Consider the following 18,840-nt stretch of genomic DNA (forward strand, 5'->3'; position numbering starts at 1 on the left):
GAGCACGCACACCGGGCGGCTCTACCCTGGTCCTCTGCCGTCAAGTGATCGATTGTCGAAAGGGCGTCTCCTGGTGCTGGTCGCGGACCGATATCGGCTTCACGGGTGTATCGGCCGTGGCGGCATGGGCGAGGTGTGGCAGGCCACCGACGAGGTCCTCGGCCGGCCCGTCGCCGTGAAACTGATGCTGGCGCAGTCCACCGACCCCTCCGGCGCCGACCGCTTCCGCCTGGAGGCGCAGACCGCCGCCCGGCTCAGCCACCCGCACGTCGTCGGCGTCTTCGACTTCGGCACCTGGGACGGCAAGCTCTTCCTGGTGATGGAGCTGGTCGAGGGCGACAGCCTGGGCTCCTCCCCCGCGAACCCCCTGGTCCTGCCCGCCGAGCGGGTCGCCGTCGTCGCCGCGCACGCCGCCGCCGGTCTCGCCGCCGCCCACCGGCAGGGCGTCGTCCACCGCGACATCAAGCCCGGCAACCTGCTCATGGACGCCGAGGGCACGGTCAAGCTGGCCGACTTCGGCATCGCCCGCTTCGTCGACGACCCCTCGGCCGGGCTGACCACGACCGGGCAGATCGTCGGCACCGGCCTCTACCTGGCCCCGGAGCGGGCCCTCGGCAAGCCCGCCTCCCCCGCCTCGGACGTCTACTCGCTCGGCTGCGTCCTCTACCAGCTGCTGACCGGGCACCCGCCCTTCCGCGCCGACACCGCGACCGCGCTGCTGTACCAGCACATCGACAGCGCCCCGACCCCGCCGAGCCGGCTCGGCGTCGTCCTCACGCCCGCCTTCGAGGCGTATCTGCTGAGCCTGCTCGCCAAGCAGCCCGAGCAGCGCCCGCCGGCGCAGGCCATCGCCGACTGGTTCGGCTCCGGCGCCTGGCGGGAGTACGCGCCCCGGCCCGCGTCCGCCGCCATGCCGGGCACCGTCCACACCCCGCCGGGCCACGTACCGCCCTCCCATGTACCGCCCGCCCACGTCGCACCCGCGCACACCTCGCACACGCACACGCACGCGCCGACGCCGGCGCCGGCCGCCATGCCCGCGCCGCGGCCCTCCGGCCCGCGCACCCCGCAGCCCGGTCCGGCGGGCGGCCCCACGGCGGGTCCGACGGGCGTGACCGCCCCGGTGGGCGGCGGGTCCCGGCGGCGGGCGCCCGAGCGGTCCGGGAACAGCGGCTCCACCGGGGGCGCGCTCGCCGAGCTGTCCCGCCGGCGGCCCCGCAAGACGGCCGCCGTCGCCGGCGTCGTCGCCTTCGTCGTCTTCCTCTTCATCGGCATGGCCTGGCTCTCCTGACCCGGCCTGCCGCCCCGTCCCGCCGCCCGGTCCTCAGTACAGTCGCGGCGCCATGACGTGCGGATCCGCGTCGCCCTCGGCGATCAGGAGACAGCGGGGCACGCCCGGCCCCGAGGTGGCGCGCACCGTCGCCGGCGTCGGCGGATCCGTCGGCAGCTCGATCGGGACGGCCACCGGCCGGTCGCCCTGGATCGACGCGTACCCGGTCTCCTTGCCGTCGACGAGCACCTCGACCACCGGCCGCATGCCGGTCTCCACCGTCGCCGAGACCGAATGGCCCCGGTAGTCGATGTGGAAGTGGTGGCGTCGCCTCATGGGGTCACCTCCGCGGCGGGATCCCGGACACCTCCTGCGGCACCCTCGGACACCTCCGTCCCTCCAGCGTAGGGACGCGGGGCCCACCCCGCCCCTCCGGCACCGCCCGGGGGCCTCCCCCCTCCCCCCTCCCTCCCGCCCCCTCCCCCTCTCCCGGTGTCACCCCGTGACGGCGAGTCCCAGACCCCCGATGGCCACGAGGACGGCGCAGACCGTGAGGTTGACCGCGCGGTGCTCCAGGAAGACCGCGGCGAACTCGCGGATCGTGGCGCTGGGCCAGAAGTACGCGGCGGTCGGCGAGCCCACCACCTGGCCGTCCACCCCGGCCTTCCGGGCCATCAGCGCGGCCCGGAAGGCGTGGAAGTTGTTGGTGACGACCACGCAGGCCGCCCCCGGGCGCTCCGCCTCCATCAGTTCCTTGCTGAACAGGAGGTTCTCCTCGGTGGTGCGGGAGCGGTCCTCGCGGAGGATCCGGTCCTCGGGGAAGCCCCGCTCCAGCAGGTAGTCGGCCATGGCGTGGGACTCCGGCAGTTCCTCGTCCGGGCCCTGGCCGCCCGAGGTGATCAGGAGCGGCGGGGCGCCGGTGCCGCGCGCGGCCAGCCGCTCGTACACCTCGCGGCCCCGGTCGAGTCTGCTCGCGAGCAGCGGCGGCACCCGCCGGCCGCCGATCAGCCCGGAGCCGAGGACCACCACGAAGTCCGCGTCCCGGCGCAGCCGCATCCGGCCGTACAGGAAGGCGTACCCGACGAAGCAGACGAAGAGGAAGGAGACGTAGCCCAGGACGAGGAGCAGGGTGACGGCGACGACGCCGAGGACCCGGGAGTGGGTGAGGACGGCGGCGGCCATCAGCCCCAGCACGCCGAGGATGCCCAGGCCGGCGAGGAGCGACAGCAGGTTGGCCGGGCGTCTGCCCTCCTTGCGGACCATCTTGACGCCGTTGGCGCACAGCAGCCCGGCGAGGACCAGGGGCCCCAGGCCGAGGACCAGCAGGAGCAGGACGAGGACCGTCTCGGTCAGGCCGGGTGGCAGGTCGTCGACGGCCGAGAGCAGGCCGAGGCCGAGGAAGGTGACGGCGAGACCGAGATACACCGCGTTCCCGAAGCGGCGGCGGTCGCGCAGTACACCGACCCCGAAGAGCAGGGCGAACAGGGCGGACACCGCGAAAGCGATCATGCCGTCATCGTAGGCAGCCGGCCCGGCGCCCGAGCAGACCTCGGACGAAGCTGTGGACAACATGGCGCCGGGCCGGCCGTCCCCACCCCGGACGGGTGAGTCACCGTTCCCGGGAGAGTGCGAACAGCCCCTTCCGCGCGCCCTCTTCGTACGCCTCCCGCAGTTCGGGGTCGTCGAGCAGGGTCCGCAGCGCCTCGTCGCTGCGGGCCCGGGACACCGTGCAGTACCGCCCCGGCTGGTAGGAGGTGTCGAAGGCGGAGTTCCGCAACAGGTCTACGGCACCGAGGAGATGGGCCGCCCGGTCGGGCCGGCCGTCCAGCAGCCGTACCCGGGCGAGGAGTTCGGCCGCGCAGGCCGCGCCGACGGCGGAGCCGAGCCGCAGGTGCTCGCGCAGCGCCCGGCGGGCGTGCTCGGCGGCCCGGGTCGGCTCCCCGTCCCAGGCGAGGAGTTCGGCCCGGGCGTGGTCGGCCCAGGCGTCGGCGAAGAGGTCCCGGCCCGCCCAGGTCCGCCGCCCGGCCCCGTCCAGCTCCAGCTGGTCCAGCGCCTCCTGCGCGGCCTCCGGGTCGGTGCGGCTGTGGCAGAGCGCGAGCGCGGCCCAGCAGGCCTCGCGGGTCGGCCCGAAGTCGGGTACGTCCCCGATCTGGTCCAGCGCCTCCCGGAACTCGCCCGCCGCCGCCCGGGTACGGCCCTGGTAGAGGGCGATCGCGCCGCGCAGATGGGCGAGGAGCCCCAGACAGCGCTCGTCGCCGTCCCGTACCGCGCTCGCCCACGCCTGGACGAGGAGCGGGTCGGCGTCCTCGGGGCGCCCCGACTCCAGCTCCAGGAAGGCGGCCAGCCACAGCGCGCGGGCCGGCGGCGGGCCGGGGTGCAGCGACAGGGCGTGGCGCAGCCGGGTCCGCCCCTCCGCGACCCGCCCGCAGGAGACCCACAGGAACCACAGCGAGACCGCGATCTCCAGGGCGGGCCCGGCCTCGTCGCCCGGCGTGAGCGGTGCCGTCGTCGGGTCCATGGCGGCGGCCAGGTCGGGGAGTTCGCGCAGCGCCAGGTCCCGGGCGTCCACCTGGCGGCCCCGCTGCCACCATTCGGCGGCCCGCCGGGCGACCTGGACGCACCACCTGCGGTGGTGCAGGAGCACGATCCAGCGGTCGCCCCGGGCGGTGAGCCGGCGGGCGCCGACGGCCCGCATCGCGTGCGGCATCCAGTGGCGCTGCCCGCCGTCCTCCCCGTCGAAGAGGTCGTCCACCGGCAGCAGCGCCGACCGTGCCAGCCGGTCGAGCACGGCGCCCACGTCCACGACGGACAGCGCCCCGTATCCGCAGACCTCCTCGACGGCCCGCTGGTCGAAGGCGCCCTCGAAGACGGAGAGCCGCTCCCAGAGCAGCCGTTCGGCGGGCCCCGCGGCCGCGTATCCCTCCTCGGCTGCGTCCAGTTGGCCGCAACCCACCGGTTCGCCCCACAGCACCTGGTACTCGGGGGTCTCCCCCGGTACTCGCCCCATGGTCGCCATCCCCCGCGCGTCCCCCTTCTCCGGTTCTCCGGTTCTCCGGTTCTCCGACCGCCGCCTCCGCCGGATCCGGTCGAAGTCGATACCGTCGGAGTCGATGCCATCAGAGTCGATGCCGTCAGAGTCGATGCCGTCACCGTTGATGTCCCACCGCCGATGTCGTCATCGCCGGTGTCGCCACTGTGACTTTCGGCCCTTTCGTGGCCAAAGAGCGCCGAGGCGGCTTGAATGCATATGCCCTGGTCCACATCCTGGAGTGCTCCCGGACCCACGACCAAGGTTTTCCGGGGGATCGGCCAAGGAGGGAAATGCGTACCGGGGAATCCGTCCTGGGAGAGGCGGATATGTCGCTGATCCACGCGCTCCAGATCCTCCCCAGAGCGAGCTGGACCCAGCTGTCCACCGTCCTCGCGGCCGGTCCCGACACCCTCGCGCGCCGGTGGGAGCACCTCACCGCCGGCGGCTACGCCTGGACGTCGCTGCTCATCGCCCGGCGCGGCGGCGAGTCCGCGCTGTACGCCTGGGTCGAGCTGGAGTGCACCGCGGACAGCGCCGAGGCCACCGCGATCGAGCTGTCCGGCGACCCCGGCACCCTCGGCGTGCACGCGGTGACCGGCGGCGCCGACCTGATCCTGCTGCTGATCGCGCCGGACCTGCCCGCCCTCGACGCGTACGTCACCGGCCGGGTGCGCCGGCTGCCCGGCGTGCTGCGGGCCCGCACCCAGGTCGCCACCCGGATGCACAACCGCCCCTACCGCTCCCGGATCGAGCAGCTCACCCCGGCGCAGGCCCGGCTGCTCGCCGAGGTCGGCGCCCTGGAGCGGCGGGACGGGGCACGCGCGCGTGGGCCCGTCCATCCTTCCCAGGCCCCCCAGGTGACGGACCTGGACCGGCGGATCGTCGCGGAGCTGGCCGGCGACGCCCGCCGGAGCGCCGCCGAGCTGGCCCGGCAGTGCGGCACGAGCGAGTCGACGGTACGGCGCCGTCTGGAGGTCCTGGCGGCGGGCGGCGCGCTCCATCACCACTGCCAGCCGGCGCCCCGCTTCTCCGGGCGCCCGGTGTGGGCCATGGTGACGGCGCAGGTGGCGCCGCAGGACGAGGCGGTGACGGTGGCGGCGCTGACCCGGCTGCGGCGCACCCAGGTGATCACCTCGGTGACCGGGCCGCACAACCTGGCGCTGGCGCTGTGGCTGGCCTCGGTGGAGGAGCTCCACGAGATCACGGCGCGGCTCGTCCGCACCGCTCCGGCGCTGCGGATCACGGGGACGGCGGTCAGCCTGCGGACGTACAAGATCGGGGCGCAGGTGCTCGGCCCCGACGGCCGTCGGCTGCACCACATACGCCCGGAGGCCTGAGCCGGCCTCCCCATCGCGCCGCCTCGCCGCCGCGCCACCGCCTCGCCGCCGTGCCGCCCCGTCGCCCCGCCACCGCGCCGCCTCGTCTCCCGTCCCAGAGCCCCCATCCGGGCCCACGGCCCCCACCGGCCCCCCACGGCCCACCGGCCCGCCCCAGGGGCCTTCCTGCGCCCTCCAGGGCCCTCCAGGGCCCTCCGAGGCCTCTTCCCGGGCCCCGGTGCGGCGTGGTTCCCTGGGGCATGGAGTTCGCCGTGTTCGTGACGCTGCCGGGTCTGGTCATCCTGCTGACCGTGATCGCCTTCGCCGACCAGTTCCTGCGCATGACCGGCCGCGGGAAGCGGCGGGGCACGGTCTCCTCGACCGGCTTCGAGCAGCTGCACGCCACCTTCTCGCCCGGCAAGCAGAGCGAGCTGAAGGAGCGGCAGAGCGCCCTGCTGCTGCGCGACGACGAGGAGGACGGGGCGCCGCCGCGCCGGACCACGGTGGACCTGGCGGGCGGGCGCGCGGTGATCAGGCTCCGGCCGGACGCCGGACGCTAGCCGCCGCTCGGGGCGCCGGGGCGGGCCCCGCCCGACGGGGGGACGGGGCCGTCCCCGTACCGTGGGGGTGTGTACCGGTTCCTGAGGACCCCCCGCTGGTGGGGGATCAATCTCTTCGTCCTGCTGGCCATCCCGTTCTGCGTGTTCATGGGGACCTGGCAGCTGGGCAAGTTCGAGGATCGCGTCGACTCCCACCAGGAGGCCGAGCGGAAGCCGACCGCGGCCGAGCTGCGGGCCGAGCCGCTGGCGTCGCTGCTGCCGGTGGACAAGGAGACCTCCGGCCGCACCGCCGAGGCCCGGGGACGGTACGGGGAGCAGTTCCTGGTGCCGGACCGCGAGCTGGACGGGCGGTCGGGCTCGTACGTGCTGACGCTGCTGCGGACGGACGCGGGGCGGTCGCTGCCGGTCGTCCGGGGCTGGCTGCCGGCGGGCGCGCAGGCGCCGGCGGCGCCGTCCGGCGAGGTGACGGTGGTGGGTGCGCTCCAGGCCTCCGAGAACCAGGGCACGAAGGGCGTGCGGACGGCCGGCGGGCTGCCCGAGGGGCAGCTCGGCATGATCAGCGCGGCCGCGCTGGTGAACGTCGTCCAGGACGACGTGTACGACGCCTGGGTGACCCTCACCGACTCGCCCGCGGGGCTGACGCCGGTGCCGGCGGCCGCGGCGGCGGGCACGGGGCTGGACGCGAAGGCCTTCCAGAACCTCGGGTACACCGCCGAGTGGTTCGTCTTCGCCGGCTTCGTCGTCTTCATGTGGTTCCGGCTGCTGCGCCGGGAGGCGGAGGCGGCCCGCGACGCGGCGCTGGGCCTGGCGGAGCACTGACGGGCCCGCGGGACGGGCGTGGCGGGGACGGCGAAGGGGCCGGGGGAGCGTGTCCCCCGGCCCCTTCGTCGTACCGTCCTCAGCTCTTGAGCATGCCGGTCCGGTAGAGGGTGCCGGCGCAGGCGCCGTCGAGGACCGTGGTGAGGGTCGGGTCGCCGGGCTCCGCGGTGTAGCTGACGGAGACGCTGCCCGCGGCCGGTTCGGCGCGCAGGAGCTGGGTGGTCAGGCCGGAGTCCGTGCCGGTGCCGGCGTCCGTGCCCGTCCCGGTGCCGCCGCCGGTCTCGGTGCCGCCGGAGCCGGCGCCTTCGCCGTCGGTGGTGGGCGTGGGCGTGGGCTCGGTCGGGACCTGGGTGGGCTCGGTCGGCGTGGGCGTCGGCTCGGTGGGGACCTCGGTGGGCTCGGTCGGCGTCGTCGGGGTGGCGCCGCCACCGTCGGTGGAGCAGCTCGCGGACGGCACCCAGGCGAACTTCACCTGGTACGAGTCGCCCGCCTTGAGCAGCAGCGGCTTGGCGTCCGCCGAGGTGGCGGGCAGGCCGGTCGCCGGGTCGCCGTCGTAGTGGCGGACGACCGAGATCCGGCCCGGGTCGGCCGCGCCGCTCGCCGAGACGGCGACGAGTCCGGAGCCGTCGAGCCGGCAGGTCGAGCCGGAGCCGTTGACGACGGTGAAGCCGCCGTAGACGACTCCGGTGGAGTCGGGGCCGCTGTTGTAGCCGCCGGCGGACTGGAGCGTGCCGCGGCCGCAGACGGGCGTGGAGCCCGAGCCCGGGCCGGCGTCCGCGCCGGTGCCCGCGCCGGGCCGGCTGCCCTCGGGGTCCGGCTTGGCCTCTCCCTTGTCGGTGGCGCCCTGGGTGGGGCCGGTGGTGGAGGAGACCTTGCTGGACGGCGCCTTGGTGGAGGCCGGGCCGTCACCCTCGGCCTCGGCGCCGGTACCCCCCTGGGCCTGCTCCCCGTGCCCGGCGAGGGCCGGGTTGGCGGTGGTGAGGCCGGGTGAGCCGGCGACGTGGATGAAGGCGGGGACGGCGGTGCCGATGAGGACGGCCGCGGCGGCGGCGCCGACGAGTGCCTGGCGCTTGCGGGCGCGTCGGGCGGGGACGGCTCGGCGCAGGTGGTCGAGGGTGGCGGCGGACGGTTCGAGCCCGGAGACGGCGCCGTGGAACAGCCGGCGCAGCGCGAGCTCGTCCTCCCCCTCGTCCTCGCCGGGGCCGGGCTCGAAGTCCATCATCAGTCGTCCACTCAGCTCGTCACGTCCGACGCGGGCCTGTTCTGCGCCGCGTCCGCTGCGTTCGTCGGGGTCGTGGCGCTCCTCGCCGTCGCCGTGCCCGTCCCGCGCCTCGCGGGTCGTGTCGTCCTCGTGTTCGCGGCTCATGCCTTGGCCTCCATGACGACGCGGAGGGCGGCTATGCCCCGGGAACCGTACGCCTTGACGGAGCCGAGCGAGATCCCGAGGGTCTCGGCGACCTGGGCCTCCGTCATGTCGGCGAAGTAGCGCAGGACGAGGACCTCGCGCTGGCGGCGCTGGAGGCCCTTCATCGCCTTGATGAGGTCGTCGCGCTCCAGCTGGTCGTACGCGCCCTCTTCGGCGCTGGCCATGTCCGGCATCGGCTTGGACAGGAGCTTGAGGCCGAGGATGCGGCGGCGCAGCGCGGACCGGGAGAGGTTGACCACGGTCTGGCGCAGGTAGGCGAGGGTCTTCTCGGGGTCGCGGACGCGCCGGCGGGCCGAGTGGACGCGGATGAAGGCCTCCTGGACGACGTCCTCGCAGGAGGCGGTGTCGTCGAGCAGGAGGGCGGCGAGGCCGAGCAGCGACCGGTAGTGGGCGCGGTAGGTCTCGGTGAGGTGGTCGACGGTGGTGCCGGCGTCGGCGACGGGGCCGTCGGCGGCCTTGCGCGGCGTCGGGATGCCGCTGACTCGCGCGCGGGATTCGGTGGGCACGGCGGTGGTCACCGCAGGACCGTCGAGCGGGCGCGGGCGCCCGTGCGGACGGAGCGCGCCGGCGCCGCCGGGCGCCCGGAGGGGGAGCACGGCCGTGCGGACCCCGCGGAGCGGGGAGACCGCGGGAATGTCGAGTACGTCTGCCACGCCTGTTGGACCCGTGTTCCCCCGGAATGGTTGTACGCCTGCACCGCATTTCTCGGCGGTGAGCTGTTTGTCCTCATGCGTAACCGTTCTCCCCCAATGCCCCGTTACTTCGCGTGTCCGCGCCACGTTCGTGGGTGAACGCGGAGACGCGCCCCGCCCAACTACTAGTTGCAGCACGGGGGAAGAGCATCGTCCGACACCGCATCACCGCAGTTCAAGGGGGTTCTGCCGCCGATTTGCTCACAGGATGTCCACAGAACCTACGAAGCCCCCACAATCGGATGCGCGACTGCGCCCGGCCGCTGGGGTGCGGCCGGGCGCGGTGGGTGCGGGGCGGTGGATCAGCGCCCGGTGCCGCCGTAGACGACGGCCTCGTCCGAGTCGCTGTCCAGACCGAAGGCGGTGTGGACGGCGGTCACGGCCTCGTTGACGTCGTCGGCGCGGGTGACGACCGAGATGCGGATCTCGGAGGTCGAGATGAGCTCGATGTTGACGCCCGCGTCGGACAGGGCGCGGAAGAAGTCCGCGGTGACGCCCGGGTTGGTCTTCATGCCGGCGCCGACAAGGGAGATCTTGCCGATCTGGTCGTCGTAGCGCAGCGAGTCGAAGCCGATCGCGGTCTTCGCCTTCTCCAGGGCGTCGATGGCCTTGCGGCCCTCGGCCTTGGGGAGGGTGAAGGAGATGTCGGTGAGACCGGTGGAGGCCGCCGACACGTTCTGCACGATCATGTCGATGTTGATCTCGGCGTCCGCGACGGCCCGGAAGATGGCCGCGGCCTCGCCCGGCTTGTCCGGCACGCCGACCACGGTGATCTTCGCCTCGGAGGTGTCGTGGGCGACACCGGAGATGATGGCCTGCTCCACCTTGTCCCCTGTCGGTTCGTTGCTGACCCACGTGCCCTGGAGTCCGGAGAAGGACGAGCGGACGTGGATCGGGATGTTGTAGCGGCGCGCGTATTCGACGCAGCGGTGCAGCAGCACCTTGGAGCCGGAGGCGGCGAGCTCCAGCATGTCCTCGAAGGAGATCCAGTCGATCTTCTTCGCCTTCTTCACCACGCGCGGGTCGGCGGTGAAGACGCCGTCGACGTCGGTGTAGATCTCGCAGACCTCGGCGTCGAGCGCCGCGGCGAGCGCCACGGCCGTGGTGTCGGAGCCGCCGCGGCCCAGCGTGGTGATGTCCTTCTTGTCCTGGGACACGCCCTGGAAGCCCGCGACGATGGCGATGTTGCCCTCGTCGAGGGCGGTGCGGATCCGGCCCGGCGTGACATCGATGATGCGCGCTTTGTTGTGGACCGAGTCGGTGATGACACCCGCCTGGCTGCCGGTGAACGACTGGGCCTCGTGGCCCAGGTTTTTGATCGCCATCGCCAGCAGGGCCATGGAGATCCGCTCTCCGGCGGTCAGCAGCATGTCGAACTCACGTCCGGCAGGCATCGGAGACACCTGCTCGGCGAGATCGATCAGCTCGTCCGTCGTGTCGCCCATCGCGGAGACCACGACGACCACCTGGTGGCCGTTCTTCTTGGCTTCCACGATCCGCTTGGCGACGCGCTTGATGCCCTCGGCATCGGCAACGGAGGAGCCTCCGTACTTCTGCACGACAAGGCCCACGTGCGCTCCTCGCTCGGTCGGTGCCGCAGCCCGTGCTGCGGTCGGCTCAGTCTAACGAGCGACCGAAAAACACCGACCGGATATCACATCCTGAGACGCGGTGCTCAGAGAATGATCAAACCGGGTCCTGGACGCCCTTCATCCCCAGCGGTCCCGCGATCTCCCGCATCATCACCCGGCCCGCCTCCTCCGCGAGGTCGTCCTCGGTGAGGTCCTCGTCGGTGTCCAGGCCGTCGAGGGCGGCCAGGGGCTGGTCGAGGCGGACGTGGGCGACCAGGGACTGGAGGGCGCGGAGGGTGGCCGAGGCGGTGGGGCCCCAGTTGGAGAAGTACGAGAACTGCCACCACCACAGCGCCTCGGAGGTGCGGCCCTCGCGGTAGTGGGCGAGGCCGTGGCGGAGGTCGGCGACGATGTCCGCGAGGTTGTCCGAGATGCGGGCCGGGACCGGGGCCTTGCGGGGCTCGTACGGGTCGAAGACCTCGGAGAAGACGTCCACCGGGTCCAGCATCGCGGCGAACCGCTCCCGCAGGTCGTCCACGTCCGGCTCCGGGCCCGTGTCCGTCTCGTACCGCTCGTCCGGGAGGATGTCCGCGTGCGCGCCGAGCCGGCCGCCGGCGAGGAGCAGCTGGGAGATCTCCAGGAGCAGGAAGGGAACCGCGCTGTCCGGCTCGTCCCCCTTGGCGACCTCGGTCGTGGCGACGATGAAGCTCTCGACCGAGTCGGCGATCTGGACCGCGAAGTCGTCGGGGTTCTGCGTGATGGAGTGCAGCGTGGGGTCAGACATCGAGGAGCCTCCCTGAGAGCTCGCCGGCACCGGCCCGGTCCTCCCGCGCCCGGTCGTCATACATCTAGCAGCCTCCGCCCCTCGAAGGCACGGCCGAGCGTCACCTCGTCGGCGTACTCCAGGTCGCCGCCGACCGGGAGGCCGCTGGCGAGCCGGGTGACCTTCAGCCCCATCGGCTTGATCATCCGCGCCAGGTACGTGGCCGTGGCCTCGCCCTCCAGGTTGGGATCGGTCGCCAGGATCAGCTCGGTGACCTCGCCGTCCGCGAGGCGGGCGAGCAGCTCCCGGATCCGCAGGTCGTCGGGGCCGACGCCCTCGATCGGGCTGATCGCGCCGCCGAGGACGTGGTACCGCCCCCGGAACTCGCGGGTCCGCTCGATCGCGACGACGTCCTTCGGCTCCTCGACCACGCAGATGACGGTCAGGTCCCGGCGCGGGTCGCGGCAGATGTTGCACCGCTCCTGCTGTGCCACGTTCCCGCAGACCGCGCAGAACCGGACCTTCTCCTTGACCTCCAGGAGCGCGTGGGCGAGCCGGCGCACGTCCGTCGGCTCGGCCTGGAGGACGTGGAAGGCGATCCGCTGCGCGCTCTTGGGACCGACGCCGGGCAGCCTGCCCAGCTCGTCGATCAGGTCCTGGACCACGCCTTCGTACAACGGAACGCCCTTTCCGGGTGTGCTCTTGCCTTCTTACGGTAGTGGCTGGAAGTGCTCGCTAGAAGCCCAGGCCCGGCATTCCGCCCAGACCCTGCGCCAGCGGACCCAGCTTGGTCTGCTGGAGCTGCTGCGCGTTGTCGTTCGCGGCCTTGACGGCGGCCACGACCAGGTCGGCCAGCGTCTCGGTGTCGTCCGGGTCGACCGCCTTCGGGTCGATGACCAGGGCGCGCAGTTCACCGGAGCCGGTCACGGTGGCCCTGACCAGGCCGCCGCCCGCCTGGCCCTCGACCTCGGTCGCGGCGAGCTCCTGCTGGGCGCGGGCGAGGTCCTGCTGCATCTTCTGCGCCTGCTGGAAGATCTGCTGCATGTTGGGCTGGCCGCCACCGGGGATCACGGTCACTCCTCGTGGTTGAAAGTCGCCCGGTCACGTCTGGTACCGGTGTTCCGAGCCTACGTGGTCGGGGACCGCCCTGCCGCGACAACTCTTTCGAGTGAGAAACTGCGGGCTCCTCTACCTGATCAACACCCTCTTGCGGGCGGAAATCCCGGGATTCCGGGCCCGCCGCCCACCATTCGGCGGTAGGAAGGGCAGGCACCACGTGCACCGCACGTCACAGAAGGACACGAGCGCCACGAACGCTGGGCTGAGCAGAGGAGTCCCCCGGTGAGCCACCAGCCGGAGATGCAGCCGCCGGGGCAGCCCGGGGAAGACGTCCACAGAGATCTGACGGGGAAGCCCTTCCCCCTGGGCGACTGGGGCGAGCCCGCGGAGCGCCTCGACGAGCTCTACCGGTGGGTGGAGGCAGGCGCCCTGCGCACCGCCGAGTGGTACCTCTCGGACCGGGTCTGGAAGCGCCGCTGCGCCCGCGTGCTGCGGGTCGGCACGGCGCTCGGCGTGATCGCCGGGGCCGCGCTGCCGCTGCTCGACCTGACCGGGGTCGCCGAGGGCACGGCCGGCTGGGGCTATCTGTCGCTGCTGCTCGGCGCCGCCTGCATGGCCTGCGACCGGTACTTCGGCCTGACCTCGGGGTGGATAAGGGACGTGGCGACCGCGCAGGCCGTGCAGCGGCGGCTCCAGGCGCTCCAGTTCGACTGGGCCTCGGAGAGCGTGCGGGAGGTCCTCGGGCCGACGGAGGGCACCGCCAGCGAGGCCGCCGAGCGGTGTCTCGGGGTGCTGCGGCGCTTCTCGGAGGACGTCACGGAACTGGTCCGGGCGGAGACGGCGGACTGGATGGTCGAGTTCCGCTCGGGCCCGGCGCCGCTGGCGCTCCAGTCGGTCGGGGTCGTACCGGCCCGGCCGGAGGCGGCGCACCCGTCCGGCCGTTTCCCGCTGCCGCCGGGCACCCGGCCCAACATGCCGCGCCAGCGTCCCCCGGAGACCCGCTGAGGGCCTCCGGGGGCGGCGCCCGGAAGGTCAGCTGAGCATGATCATGGAGCCCTGGGCGAGGCTGCGGGTCGCCGCCGCGTGCAGCCCGAGCCAGACGTGCCGCTCGCGGGCGAAGGGGCCGTCGTCGTACGGGATCGGGGCGGCGGGCTCCTCCAGGCCGGTGGGCCGGGCGGGCGGGGCCGGGGCGGCCGGCGGGTTCGCCGGGTCGATGCCGAGGGCCGGGGCGACGAACTCCAGTTCCCTCAGCAGCCCGTGGGAGGAGCCGAGCGGACCGCCGCCCTCCAGGAGCTCGTCGTTGGAGAGCGGCACCGGGAAGTCGACCGGCACGTAGGCGCCCGCGTGGTCGTAGTGCCAGACCAGGTGGGACTGCTGGGCCGTCGCCTCGAACATCTCCAGGAGCTGCTCGTAGTCCCCGCCGAGCTCGCCCACCGGCTCCACCGGCAGCCCGCAGATGGCGAGGAGATAGGCCCGGCGCAGGAAGTGCAGGGCCTCGTAGTCGAAGCCGGCGACCGGGGCGACGTCGCCGGAGAGGCCGGGCATGTACGCGTACACGGGCACGGTCGGCTGGCCGGCGGCGCTCAGCACGGCGTCGTAGGCGGCGAGGTCTTCGGCGAAGGGGTTGTCGGGGCTGTGGCACAGCACGTCGACGAGGGGGACCAGCCACAGGTCACAGGCCAAGGGGCGCTCGCTCTCCGTCAGTTCCGGGGAGGGCCAGGGTAGTCGGCGGCGCCGACGACGCCCACCCGTGGGAGGCCTGCCCCGGGAAGGAGGGCCTCAACCCGGCGGCGGCTCACCGGCCGAGCCGGGCCTCCAGGCGGTCGGCCCATTCCAGGGCGTGCGCGTTGTAGGCGCGTACGACTCCGATGGCGGCGTCCGCGTCGCCGCGGGTCACGGCGTCGATCAGCTCGATGTGCCCCGACCACAGCCAGCCGTGGAGGGCGCGCTCGGCGCGCAGGTGGGGCACGGAGAAGGCCCAGGCCTGGACGCGGAGGCGGTGCAGGAAGTCGGCGATGGGGTCGTTGCCGGCGACGAGCCTGGCCAGGTCGCGCCAGTACCGCAGGTCGTAGCCGATGAGGACGTCCAGGTCGCCGGCGAGGGCGGCGCGGGCGGCGGCCTCGCCCCTGCGGCGTATCGACACCAGGACGACGCCGATGTCGGGGTCGGGCTCGTGGAGCACCGCCCCGGCCCGGGGGGCGTGGCCGCGGAAGATGCCGTCGGCGACGAGCATCCGGGCCTCGACCATCTGCCGGTAGTCGGCCACCGAGAAGCGGTGGACGCGGAAGCCGCGGTGCTGGTCGGAGTCGAGCAGGCCCTGGGCGCAGAGGTCGACGAGGGCCTCGCGGACGGGGGTGGCGGAGACGCCGTACTGCTCGGCGAGCTGCTTGACGGTGAACTCCTGGCCCGGCTGGAGACGCCCCGCGAGGACCTCGTCACGGAGCGCGTCCGCGATCTGCCGGCTGAGGGTGCTGCGGGTGACGGCGCTGTTCGCGGACGTGCCGGGCATGCGGATGGGGCCCCTCCGTGAGGTTCCGCACGACTCTAACGGATGCCCGGTCCGGGCCCTCCGGACCCGGCGCGCCCGGCACCGCCCGCGACCGGCGCCCCCGTGCCGCCCGCTCAGCGGGAGTCCGCCGCCAGGAACGGGAAGGCGCGGTCCCGGCGCACGGGCACCGCGAACGTGGCGCGGCTGCGGACCTCCATGAAGGCGTTGATGCCGTTGCGCCGCCGGACGCCGATGCGGCGGTCGTGCGTCGGCGCGTCGGCCGCGTTCATCGTCGCCCGGGTGGCGTTGAAGTCCTCCATGGTGCGCTGCAGCGACACGAAGTGGGTCCCGGGCGCCCCGTGGTCGAGGGTCGCGAAGTCCCTGCGGTTGATGCGCGGGACGCCGGCGAGCCGGGCGCGGCCGGTGGCCTGGGCGTGGCCCACGCGGCCGTGGTCGGCGGCCACCCGCGGCAGGCTGTCCGCGTCGCTCGTGGCGTCGTCGACCAGCTTCTCCGCCTCGTCGGCGCCGACGCGCGGCGAGTACATCAGGGCGCTGCGGGTGTCGGCGTCCTGTTCGTACCAACTGTCGACGTCGAGTTCGATGTAGCTGACGTGCATGGTGGTGCCGCCGCGCAGCGGGCCGGAAGGGACGGAGATCCGCTCCTCGGGGGCCTGGTTCCCGCGCAGTCCCGAGTGGAAGCCGAGCATCAGCGGCGCGCGGCCGGGGATGCCGGACCCGGGGCGGCGGGCGGCGGGCAGACCGCGCCCGACGAAGCCGGTGCGCACCTCGGTCAGCCGCAGCCGGCCCCGCTGGTCGAGGGGGCCGTCGCCGAAGAGCCGGCCGGTGACCTCGGCGAGGGTCTCCTCGTCGTCGGAGGCCAGGTGCAGGCAGGCGTCGAAGGATTCGAGGCGCGGGTTCTCCCAGCGGGCCATGGGGACGGGCCTGTTCACCGGGGACCGTACGCCGGTGTACGCCTCGAAGTAGCCGGGCCCCCAGCCCAGGCAGGTGAGCAACCCCTGGGGTCCGTAGGGGAGTTCGCGCTCCAGGGTGCGCAGTGCCGATTCCAGGTGCGCGGCGTCGGCGGGGGTGGGCGCGCCGCCGGTGAGGTCAAGGAGGAGGAGCCGGTGGAAGCGCGGCGCGAGCGGGCGGCCCTCCTCGTCGTGGCGGAAGGTGTCCTCCCAGGCGTGCTGGGCGGCGGGTAAGGCGGTCATGACAGCTCCTCCCGGTGGGGGTCGGCGTCGGCGGTGTCGGGGGCGTCCCGGCGCAGCCCGGTGAAGGCCGCGGCCCAGTCGGCGAGCGGCTCGCCCGGCTCGTTGAAGAGGGCGAAGGTCGTGCCGCGGGCGGACGGCTCCTCGACGGCGGCGATCATCGCCGCGGCGAGGTCCGCGCGGGAGATCATGCCGTCGGTGCGCGGGTCCTGGGTCAGGGTCAGGGCGTGCGAGCCGGGCGGATCGTCGGTCATCCAGGTGGGCCGGACGATGGTGTGGGGCGCGGGGCCCGAGCGCAGGGCCCGCTCGGCGGCGATCCGCGCGGGCAGCAGCGTGGCGACGGTCCGGTTGAGCGGGTGGGCGGGACCGTGGCCGACGGCGAAGGAGCTCAGCAGCACGAGGTGCGGCGGTGCCGGACGGGCGGCGGCCTCGGCGAGGAGCAGCCGGGTGGCGTGCTCGGTGTGGCGTACGGGGTCGCCCCGCTTCGGTACGAGGACGACGGCGTCCGCGTCGCGCAGCGCGGTCCGCAGGGCGGCCGCGTCCTCGACGTCGTCGACGAAGCGGACGTCGTGGCCCCGGCCGGCGGCGTGGTCGGCGACCCGGCGGCCGGTGGAGGCCGCGAAACCCGAGGAGACGACGGCGATGCGCGCGGCGGCCGGCGCGGTCACGGCGCGCCGCCGACGAGGAGGACGGCCTTGCCCGCGAGGCGGCGCTCGCGCAGGGCGGTCATCACCTCGGGCAGCCGCTCCCAGCCCTCGGCGCGGGCCACGACGGGCCGCATCCGGCCGTCCCGGACCGTGCGCAGCAGCAGGCCGAGGTCCTCGGCGACGGACTCGCCGGAGCCGAACACCCAGAAGGGGTGCAGGGTCTGACGGGCGTGCGGGACGAAGGAGGAGATGGAGAGGGCCGCCGTGCGCCCCGAGGAGGTGCCGAGGAGGACGAGGTGCCCGACGGGGGCGAGCATCCGCAGGGCGGCGGTCAGGACCTCGCCGCCGACGGACTCCAGGACGAGGTCGAAGGGGCCCTCGGCCTCGTCGAGCGAGGTGATGACGTGGCGGGCGCCGAGGGCGGTCAGGTCGAGCGTGCGGCGGCTGCCGTGCAGCGCCGTCACCTCGGCGCCCTCGGCGGCGGCGAGCTGCACCGCGAAGGAGCCCACGCCGCCGCTGGCGCCGGTGATCAGGACGCGGCGGCCGAGCAGGGGTCCGCCGCGCCGCAGCGCGCGCAGGGCGGTGAGGCCGGCCACGCCGAGGGTGGCGGCCTCCTGGGTGGCGACGCCGTCGGGGACCGGTGCGAGCCGGTCGGTGGGGACGGCGGTGTACTCGGCCCAGCCGCCGAAGTCGGCCATCGCCGCGACGCGGGTGCCGGCGGCCGGTCCGCTGCCGTCGGCGGCCTCCTGGACGACGACGCCCGCCAGGTCCTGGCCGGGCCGCCAGCCCTCGGCCCGCTTGGCGAACAGGCGCAGCTCGCCGCGGTTGACGGAGAACGCGCCGACGCGCACCAGGGCTTCGCCGGGAGCCGGGCTCGGCAGGGCGACCTTGCGCAGCTCGGGTCCTTCGGGCGTGCCGACGTAGGCGCGGATGGCCTCGGGAAGGGGTGTGAGGGTCATGTCCCCACGCTAGGAACGGGCGGCCCGGTGAGGGAAAGACCGGCTGGCTATGGATTCGGAAGCGCTGGTTATGAATGGGGGCGGCACCTAGGCTGACGTGGTGACTCCTGACGCCCGGCTGCTGCGCTACTTCCTCGCGGTCGCCGAGGAGGGCAACTTCACGCGCGCCGCCGAGCGGCTGCACATCGCGCAGCCCGCGCTGAGCGCGCAGATCCGCCGCCTGGAGAGCACGCTCGGCGTCCGGCTGTTCACCCGGACCACCCGGACGGTGCGTCTCACCGAGGCCGGGCAGGCCGCCCTCGAACGCGGTCCCGCCGCCCTGGAGGCGCTGGAGGAGGTCTGGGAGGCGGCCCGGCGCACGGGGCGCGGCGAGCGGGGGCTGCTGCGGCTCGCGTACAGCGCGACCACCGGGTACGGCACGGTGCCGCAGCTGGTGGAGGCCCTGGCGGAGCGCTATCCGGAGATCCGGGTCAGCGCGGAGATGACGCGGACGCCCGCCCTCGCGCAGGCGATCCGGGAGGGCCGCGCGGACGCGGGCGTGGTCCGCACCTCGCCCCCGGTCCCGGGGGTGCGGACCCGGCTGCTGCGCGAGGCGGCGCAGGGGCTGCTGGTCTCCGAGGACCACCCGCTGGCCGGCGTCGCGGCGGCGCGCCTGGCGGACGCGGCGGCGTACCCCGTGCTCGTCCACGCCCGCGAGGCGAACCCGACCGCGTACGACGCCCTCGTCGGCCTGTTCGCGGGGGCCGGGGTGCGCCCGGAACTGGTGGAGCGGCCGATCGCCTTCGATCCGACCCAGCGGCTGCTGCGCGACGGGCGGGCGGTCGGCCTGGTGCCGGAGACGTCCCGGGACGGGCTGGCCGACTGGCTGCGCTGGATCCCGCTGGAGGACGCGCCGCCGCAGCGGATCCACCTGGCGCTGCCGGACGGCCCGCTCGCGCCGGTGGCGGCCCGCTTCGAGGAGACGGCGCTGGAGCTGGCGGCGGCGGAGGGCTGGCTCCCGGTCTGAGTCCGGGGACGCTCCGCGCATGACG

Annotated in this window: 20 protein-coding genes; 6 read left to right on the forward strand and 14 right to left on the reverse strand. The window is 74.3% G+C overall.

The genetic code is table 11. The annotated features are described in order from the left end of the window. Window positions 1–73: 73 nt before the first annotated feature. Window positions 74–1,291 carry a protein kinase gene (locus ABZ621_RS09910; protein WP_360602545.1) on the forward strand — a complete coding sequence of 406 codons (1,218 nt, stop codon included), beginning with the start codon at window positions 74–76 and terminating at the stop codon, window positions 1,289–1,291. A 33-nt stretch (window positions 1,292–1,324) separates the two neighbouring features. On the opposite strand, the gene ABZ621_RS09915 is transcribed toward ABZ621_RS09910, so the two are convergent. From ABZ621_RS09915 to ABZ621_RS09925, 3 genes are all read right to left on the reverse strand, one after another. Continuing rightward, window positions 1,325–1,606, reverse strand: coding sequence for a hypothetical protein (locus ABZ621_RS09915; RefSeq protein WP_360602547.1), 282 nt, complete (start codon window positions 1,604–1,606; stop codon window positions 1,325–1,327). 159 nt (window positions 1,607–1,765) lie between these two features. After that, window positions 1,766–2,779 (reverse strand): YdcF family protein, encoded by a 1,014-nt coding sequence (locus ABZ621_RS09920; RefSeq protein WP_360602549.1) that lies wholly within the window; start codon window positions 2,777–2,779, stop codon window positions 1,766–1,768. Window positions 2,780–2,879: 100 nt separating this feature from the next. Next, window positions 2,880–4,277: a tetratricopeptide repeat protein gene (locus ABZ621_RS09925; RefSeq protein ID WP_360602551.1), complete on the reverse strand. Its 1,398-nt coding sequence runs from the start codon at window positions 4,275–4,277 to the stop codon at window positions 2,880–2,882. Window positions 4,278–4,627: 350 nt separating this feature from the next. Here ABZ621_RS09925 and ABZ621_RS09930 point away from each other — a divergent pair, with 350 nt between their 5' ends. The 3 genes from ABZ621_RS09930 (at window position 4,628) to ABZ621_RS09940 (ending at window position 6,996) form a co-directional block, all read left to right on the forward strand. Then, window positions 4,628–5,638, forward strand: a complete 1,011-nt coding sequence (locus tag ABZ621_RS09930; RefSeq protein WP_360602553.1) for an AsnC family transcriptional regulator — start codon at window positions 4,628–4,630, stop codon at window positions 5,636–5,638. Between the two features lie 239 nt (window positions 5,639–5,877). Next, the gene (locus ABZ621_RS09935; protein WP_360602555.1) at window positions 5,878–6,177 is read left to right on the forward strand and encodes a DUF6191 domain-containing protein; all 300 of its coding nucleotides are present in this window, start codon (window positions 5,878–5,880) and stop codon (window positions 6,175–6,177) included. A 69-nt stretch (window positions 6,178–6,246) separates the two neighbouring features. Next, window positions 6,247–6,996, forward strand: coding sequence for an SURF1 family protein (locus tag ABZ621_RS09940; protein ID WP_360602557.1), 750 nt, complete (start codon window positions 6,247–6,249; stop codon window positions 6,994–6,996). A gap of 79 nt (window positions 6,997–7,075) precedes the next feature. On the opposite strand, the gene ABZ621_RS09945 is transcribed toward ABZ621_RS09940, so the two are convergent. The 6 genes from ABZ621_RS09945 to ABZ621_RS09970 form a co-directional block, all read right to left on the reverse strand. Next, complete coding sequence (locus tag ABZ621_RS09945) at window positions 7,076–8,362, reverse strand: hypothetical protein (protein WP_360602559.1); 1,287 nt, start codon at window positions 8,360–8,362, stop codon at window positions 7,076–7,078. Next, window positions 8,359–8,895, reverse strand: a complete 537-nt coding sequence (locus ABZ621_RS09950; RefSeq protein ID WP_360603002.1) for a SigE family RNA polymerase sigma factor — start codon at window positions 8,893–8,895, stop codon at window positions 8,359–8,361. Before ABZ621_RS09950 ends, ABZ621_RS09945 begins: the two co-directional genes overlap by 4 nt. A gap of 521 nt (window positions 8,896–9,416) precedes the next feature. Then, the gene (locus tag ABZ621_RS09955; RefSeq protein WP_360602561.1) at window positions 9,417–10,685 is read right to left on the reverse strand and encodes an aspartate kinase; all 1,269 of its coding nucleotides are present in this window, start codon (window positions 10,683–10,685) and stop codon (window positions 9,417–9,419) included. Window positions 10,686–10,800: 115 nt separating this feature from the next. Continuing rightward, entirely contained in the window at window positions 10,801–11,469 is a 669-nt protein-coding gene (locus ABZ621_RS09960; RefSeq protein ID WP_360602563.1) for a DUF5063 domain-containing protein, read from the reverse strand. Between the two features lie 56 nt (window positions 11,470–11,525). Further along, window positions 11,526–12,125, reverse strand: a complete 600-nt coding sequence (gene recR / locus ABZ621_RS09965) for a recombination mediator RecR (protein WP_360602565.1) — start codon at window positions 12,123–12,125, stop codon at window positions 11,526–11,528. A 58-nt stretch (window positions 12,126–12,183) separates the two neighbouring features. Further along, a complete protein-coding gene (locus ABZ621_RS09970) occupies window positions 12,184–12,519 on the reverse strand; it encodes a YbaB/EbfC family nucleoid-associated protein (protein ID WP_360602567.1) in 336 nt (111 codons plus the stop codon). A 288-nt stretch (window positions 12,520–12,807) separates the two neighbouring features. Between ABZ621_RS09970 and ABZ621_RS09975 the strand changes: the two genes are divergently transcribed. Continuing rightward, window positions 12,808–13,512 (forward strand): SLATT domain-containing protein, encoded by a 705-nt coding sequence (locus ABZ621_RS09975; RefSeq protein ID WP_360603004.1) that lies wholly within the window; start codon window positions 12,808–12,810, stop codon window positions 13,510–13,512. Between the two features lie 27 nt (window positions 13,513–13,539). Here ABZ621_RS09975 and ABZ621_RS09980 read toward each other — a convergent pair whose 3' ends face one another. The 5 genes from ABZ621_RS09980 to ABZ621_RS10000 form a co-directional block, all read right to left on the reverse strand. Continuing rightward, a complete protein-coding gene (locus ABZ621_RS09980) occupies window positions 13,540–14,190 on the reverse strand; it encodes a hypothetical protein (RefSeq protein WP_360602569.1) in 651 nt (216 codons plus the stop codon). A 112-nt stretch (window positions 14,191–14,302) separates the two neighbouring features. Continuing rightward, complete coding sequence (locus tag ABZ621_RS09985) at window positions 14,303–15,016, reverse strand: GntR family transcriptional regulator (RefSeq protein WP_360602571.1); 714 nt, start codon at window positions 15,014–15,016, stop codon at window positions 14,303–14,305. A gap of 113 nt (window positions 15,017–15,129) precedes the next feature. Further along, complete coding sequence (locus ABZ621_RS09990) at window positions 15,130–16,206, reverse strand: hypothetical protein (protein ID WP_360602573.1); 1,077 nt, start codon at window positions 16,204–16,206, stop codon at window positions 15,130–15,132. After that, window positions 16,203–16,871 carry an NAD(P)H-binding protein gene (locus ABZ621_RS09995; protein WP_360602575.1) on the reverse strand — a complete coding sequence of 223 codons (669 nt, stop codon included), beginning with the start codon at window positions 16,869–16,871 and terminating at the stop codon, window positions 16,203–16,205. The genes ABZ621_RS09990 and ABZ621_RS09995 overlap by 4 nt, the downstream gene beginning before the upstream one ends. Then, a complete protein-coding gene (locus ABZ621_RS10000) occupies window positions 16,868–17,809 on the reverse strand; it encodes a zinc-binding dehydrogenase (RefSeq protein WP_360602577.1) in 942 nt (313 codons plus the stop codon). The genes ABZ621_RS09995 and ABZ621_RS10000 overlap by 4 nt, the downstream gene beginning before the upstream one ends. A 100-nt stretch (window positions 17,810–17,909) precedes the next feature. Here ABZ621_RS10000 and ABZ621_RS10005 point away from each other — a divergent pair, with 100 nt between their 5' ends. After that, window positions 17,910–18,815, forward strand: a complete 906-nt coding sequence (locus tag ABZ621_RS10005; protein ID WP_360602579.1) for a LysR family transcriptional regulator — start codon at window positions 17,910–17,912, stop codon at window positions 18,813–18,815. Window positions 18,816–18,840 lie beyond the last annotated feature (25 nt).

This window comes from Streptomyces sp. NPDC007863, assembly GCF_040633895.1.
In the GTDB taxonomy this organism is placed as follows: Bacteria; Actinomycetota; Actinomycetes; order Streptomycetales; family Streptomycetaceae; genus Streptomyces.